This is a genomic window from Sphingopyxis flava (assembly GCF_900168005.1).
Classification (GTDB): Bacteria; Pseudomonadota; Alphaproteobacteria; order Sphingomonadales; family Sphingomonadaceae; genus Sphingopyxis; species Sphingopyxis flava.
In genome coordinates this window covers 1-3,922 of the sequence record NZ_FUYP01000077.1, presented here as the reverse complement: position 1 = coordinate 3,922, position 3,922 = coordinate 1, and the positions used below count along the sequence as shown (strand labels likewise).

Below are 3,922 nucleotides of genomic sequence, written 5' to 3'. Positions count from 1 at the left end.
GCTGCCGCCGAGGTGTCCCGAACTCAACCCGGTCGAGAACGTCTGGCAGTTCATGCGCGACAACTGGCTTTCGAACCGCATCTTCAAATCCTACGACGATATCGTCGATCATTGCTGCTTCGCTTGGAACCGCCTTGTCGATCAGCCCTGGCGCATCATGTCCCTTGGCATGCGTCACTGGGCCCATGGGTTCTGATCAATGAGACTTGGTATTACGCCATACTCGCCGAAATGGCACTGTTCCTTCCCTACTCCGCAGGTCCGGTTGGGGACGCAACGCGTTTGGAACTACACCTGGGCATTGCCGCCGTGGTCATATCGTCACCTGGCTCGCCGGCAGCTTCGCCGACGCACGTGCGGCCCTGGAGAAGCGCAATCGCCTGCTGTTTCAGGCCGAGCGGCTAAAAACGCTACGCGCGATGTCGGTGGCCGTCATTCACGAAATCAGTCAGCCTTTGTCGACGTTGGCGATCGAGGCCAGGCATCTCAAGAGCCAGGCCGACGGGCTTGCCCCCGATATAGCCGAAAGCGCCGATCTGGTCGATCGCAAGGCCCACGCGTTGTCCGAGCTGGTCCGGCGGCTGCGCCGTTTTGGTGGCCCAGGGGCGGATGAACCGTCACCGCTTCCGGTTGCGCTAATGTTGCGAACGCTGGAGCAGATGCTGGCTCCCGAACTGCGAGCGAGGAATTGCCTGCTCGAAGTCGATCCCCCCCGCCTGATCTTCTGGTACTGGCACAGGAAATCGAACTTACTCAGGCCTTGGTCAACCTGACCCGCAACGCCATCTCGGCCAGCACCGACAGATTGGTTCTGGTCACGGTGTATCCCGTTGATACCGAAGTGCGCATCGAAGTGAGCAACCACATCTCGATCGTGCCGGAATCCGACGGTGCCGGCATGGGCGTGGGTCTCATCATCGCTCGCACCATCGTCGATGGCGCACGGTGGCACGCTCCAGCGCAAGGATGATTCCGGAACGGAGCGCTTCGCCATCACTTTGCCCCTCCACGGAGCCAAGGCATGAACGAGGCGCCTGTTCCGATTGTCGCAGTACTCGACGATGATGACGATTTGGGGCGCGCAGTCGCCCGCCTGCTCGTTCATCGAGGGTTGGCAGCGCGAGCCTTTCTCTCACCGGTTCAACTGCTGGAGGCCCTGACTGACCAGTCCTTCAACTGCGTCGTCAGTGACGTTCAGATGGATGAGATGGACGGTTTTGCTTTCGCCGACGCGCTGCGCAAGCGCGATCCCTCGGTTGCGCTGATATTCATGACGGCCTGGCCGACCACCTCCCATGCGGTCGATGCGGTACGACAGTACGGCGGGCTCGACTATCTGGAAAAGCCGATCGACGAAGCACGCTTGATCGCGGCCGTGACAGAGGGCCTGGCTTGGTCCGCACACGAGCGCCGCATCGCCGCCGTCACCGCTTCGTTTACCCGGCGCGAGCGCGAAGTCTTCGACCTTCTCGTGCGAGGGCATAGCAACAAGGAAATCGCTGATCGACTGGCGATTTCGGCGCGCACGGTCGAGGACCACCGTGCAGCGATCGTCATGAAGACACGCACCAACGGCCTGGCGCAACTTATCGCGCTCAGTCGCGGTGAGGACGATTAAGCGGCATCCCCAATTCGCCGTTAACGTTCTGGAAGACCGGATATTTCCCGGATCGACCGAGATCATTCCAGTGTGTCACCTACAAGGCACCAAAAACAGGAGGATCTATGTCTGTTCATACATATCGCGCCAAAGTGAAGCTGCCCAACGGATCGTATCAGGTCGTTACTGTTCAGGCGGATTCTACGAGCAACGCAAAGTCCATGCTTGAAGCTCAGTATGGCAAAGGCTCAGTCACCAGTTCGCCCAACAGGGTTTGAGCCGCCACTTTCTCCTGCTGTCGATACCGGATGTATTCTCCCCAGAAGTGCCAAATGAAAATTCCCCAGTTTGAGGTGAGGGCCAATTCGCTCCGGGGCTAGCAACAGGACACGCAGCTTCCCGAACGAGTAGTGGCGATCCAGATAGTGCTTTTGGCCTTTGCGATCCCTGAAATATGCCTTCGGGCCGTCTTCACGCTGGATATAGGCGAAGAACTTCTCGAGGGTTTCTTTCGTCTCGTCGCTCGCGTTCAGATACAGGGCTTCACGCGGTGTCCAAAGCCAGCCGCGCCCATATTGAAAGCGGCCCCATTTCCATAAGGCGTATAGCGGGATGAGGCATGATAGCTGGGCTGCCCCAAAAAGGATATTCCAGCTGTTTTCGAGAATGGCCTTGCGATCAAGAACGCTGTCAGGAGCAATGGCGGAATAGTGAGGAGGACCGGGACAGCCCACGTATAAAGAGAAGATTCCCGTCCGATATTCTCCGCTACCGTTCGGATAATGTCGTCCAGTTCCCTTCGTGCTTCATCTTCGTCCTCATGGAGTAGCTGTAAGACAATTCTCCGAAGGGAGCGGGCGTCGTCGTTGTCCATCGCTCAATCTTCTCCCGTTGACGAGGGACATTGCCCGCACCTCGCAATTCGTCCAGATAGTCGCTCCACCATTGGGCCATTGCAACACGTTCGCGCCAATAGGCCGATTGGTTGTAAATGCGCCGGACGCTTCCTGCGACCATATGCGCCAGCGCCCGTTCGATGGCGTCGGGGTTCCATTTGCCGGATTCGTTCAACAGCGAGGATGCGGACGTGCGGAAACCGTGCGCGGTCATCTGGTCCTTGGGAAAACCCATGCGGCGCAAGGAGGCGTTGATCGTGTTCTCGCTGAGCGGCCTTTCGCGCGTCCTGACCGATGGAAACACATAACGCCCGGAACCGGACAGGGAGCGCATATCCGCGAGGATCGCCAGCGATTGCCGGGACAGCGGCACCGAATGGGGCTGGCGCATTTTCATCTTCCCTTCCGGGATGATCCAGACCGCCTTTTCAAAATCCACCTCCTTCCATTCCATATGCCGGATTTCGCCGGGACGCTGGAAAACGTGGGGCGTGAGTTTCAGGGCATACATGACGGAGGGATCGCCCTGATAACCTTCGATCGCCCTGAGCAATGCGCCAAATGCCACCGGATCGGTGATCGCGGGGAAGTGCTTGACCCTCGCTGTCGTCAGCGCGCCTATGAGCAATTGGGCTGGATCACGCTCGGCTCGCGCTGTCGCCACCCCGTAGCGAAACCCGCGGCTGGCGAATGCTCGGAGAAGATTCGCCGTGTCCAACCGGCCCCGCCGCTCATGCTTACGCAGTTCGTGCAACAGTTCCTGTGGTGTGATCTCCGCGATGGGGCGCTTGCCGAATTCCCCGCCAAGCAGCTTCACGAACCAGCGCATCTTTTTCAGCGTCGGCTCTGCCAGGCCCTCCCGCGTTTTCTTCTCGATCAGTTCCTCAGCTACGCTGGCAAAGCTGTTACTGGCGCGAATGCTCGCTTCGATCCGTGCCTGACGCTTGGCGGCGTTGGGATCGACATCATGGGCAAGTTGCCTGCGAGCCGCATCGCGTGCTGAACGCGCCTCGGCGAGCGTGATTTCAGGATACGACCCCAGCGCCAGCTTTCGTTCCACGCCGTTACGCCGATATTGACGCGCCAGAGTTTGCTGCCCCCCGGATTGACCAGCAGGTAAAGCCCTTGCCCGTCCGTGACCTTGTAGGGCTTGTTCTTGGGCTTCGCGTTGCGGACTGCGGTGTCGGTCAGCGCCATTTGGGGGCCTCGCTGATGTGGAGGGCCTCGCGAGGCCCCCAAATTTGCCCCAATCAGCCAAATTCAGAGGCAAACAGAGGCAGTCGCTGACGATCAGCGAATGCCTCTAAACTAGCGGAAATCTAGGGTTTTTTGGCTCTTCCTCGTGAACGGGGGATGAGGGAAATTGGGTTAGACTTGTCATAGGAAGGACAAGTCTGATGAAGAAGAAGGCTGATCAGGGAATCGA

Annotated in this window: 6 protein-coding genes and 1 pseudogene; 4 read left to right on the top strand and 3 right to left on the bottom strand. The window is 58.9% G+C overall.

The features are described 5' to 3' along the window. The 4 genes from B5X69_RS20380 to B5X69_RS20365 form a co-directional block, all read left to right on the top strand. Nucleotides 1-196 (top strand): transposase (locus tag B5X69_RS20380; RefSeq protein ID WP_176141636.1); only part of this gene is annotated, 196 nt, incomplete at its 5' end. 223 nt (nt 197-419) lie between these two features. Next, entirely contained in the window at nt 420-773 is a 354-nt protein-coding gene (locus B5X69_RS20375) for a sensor histidine kinase (RefSeq protein ID WP_079640293.1), read from the top strand. Continuing rightward, nucleotides 761-970 carry an ATP-binding protein gene (locus B5X69_RS20370; RefSeq protein WP_079640292.1) on the top strand — a complete coding sequence of 70 codons (210 nt, stop codon included), beginning with the start codon at nt 761-763 and terminating at the stop codon, nt 968-970. The genes B5X69_RS20375 and B5X69_RS20370 overlap by 13 nt, the downstream gene beginning before the upstream one ends. A gap of 51 nt (nt 971-1,021) precedes the next feature. Beyond that, the gene (locus tag B5X69_RS20365) at nt 1,022-1,618 is read left to right on the top strand and encodes a response regulator transcription factor (protein ID WP_079640291.1); all 597 of its coding nucleotides are present in this window, start codon (nt 1,022-1,024) and stop codon (nt 1,616-1,618) included. A 230-nt stretch (nt 1,619-1,848) separates the two neighbouring features. Here the strand turns inward: B5X69_RS20365 and B5X69_RS21200 are convergent, their stop codons facing one another. The 3 genes and pseudogenes from B5X69_RS21200 to B5X69_RS22550 all read right to left on the bottom strand — a co-directional run. After that, nucleotides 1,849-2,334 (bottom strand): hypothetical protein, encoded by a 486-nt coding sequence (locus tag B5X69_RS21200; RefSeq protein ID WP_139375912.1) that lies wholly within the window; start codon nt 2,332-2,334, stop codon nt 1,849-1,851. Nucleotides 2,335-2,368: 34 nt separating this feature from the next. Further along, on the bottom strand, nt 2,369-3,556 hold the full coding sequence (locus tag B5X69_RS22345; RefSeq protein ID WP_425441540.1) for a tyrosine-type recombinase/integrase: 1,188 nt from the start codon (nt 3,554-3,556) through the stop codon (nt 2,369-2,371). Nucleotides 3,557-3,645: 89 nt separating this feature from the next. Then, nucleotides 3,646-3,693, bottom strand: a pseudogene (locus B5X69_RS22550) (hypothetical protein); the annotation flags it as partial. Nucleotides 3,694-3,922 lie beyond the last annotated feature (229 nt).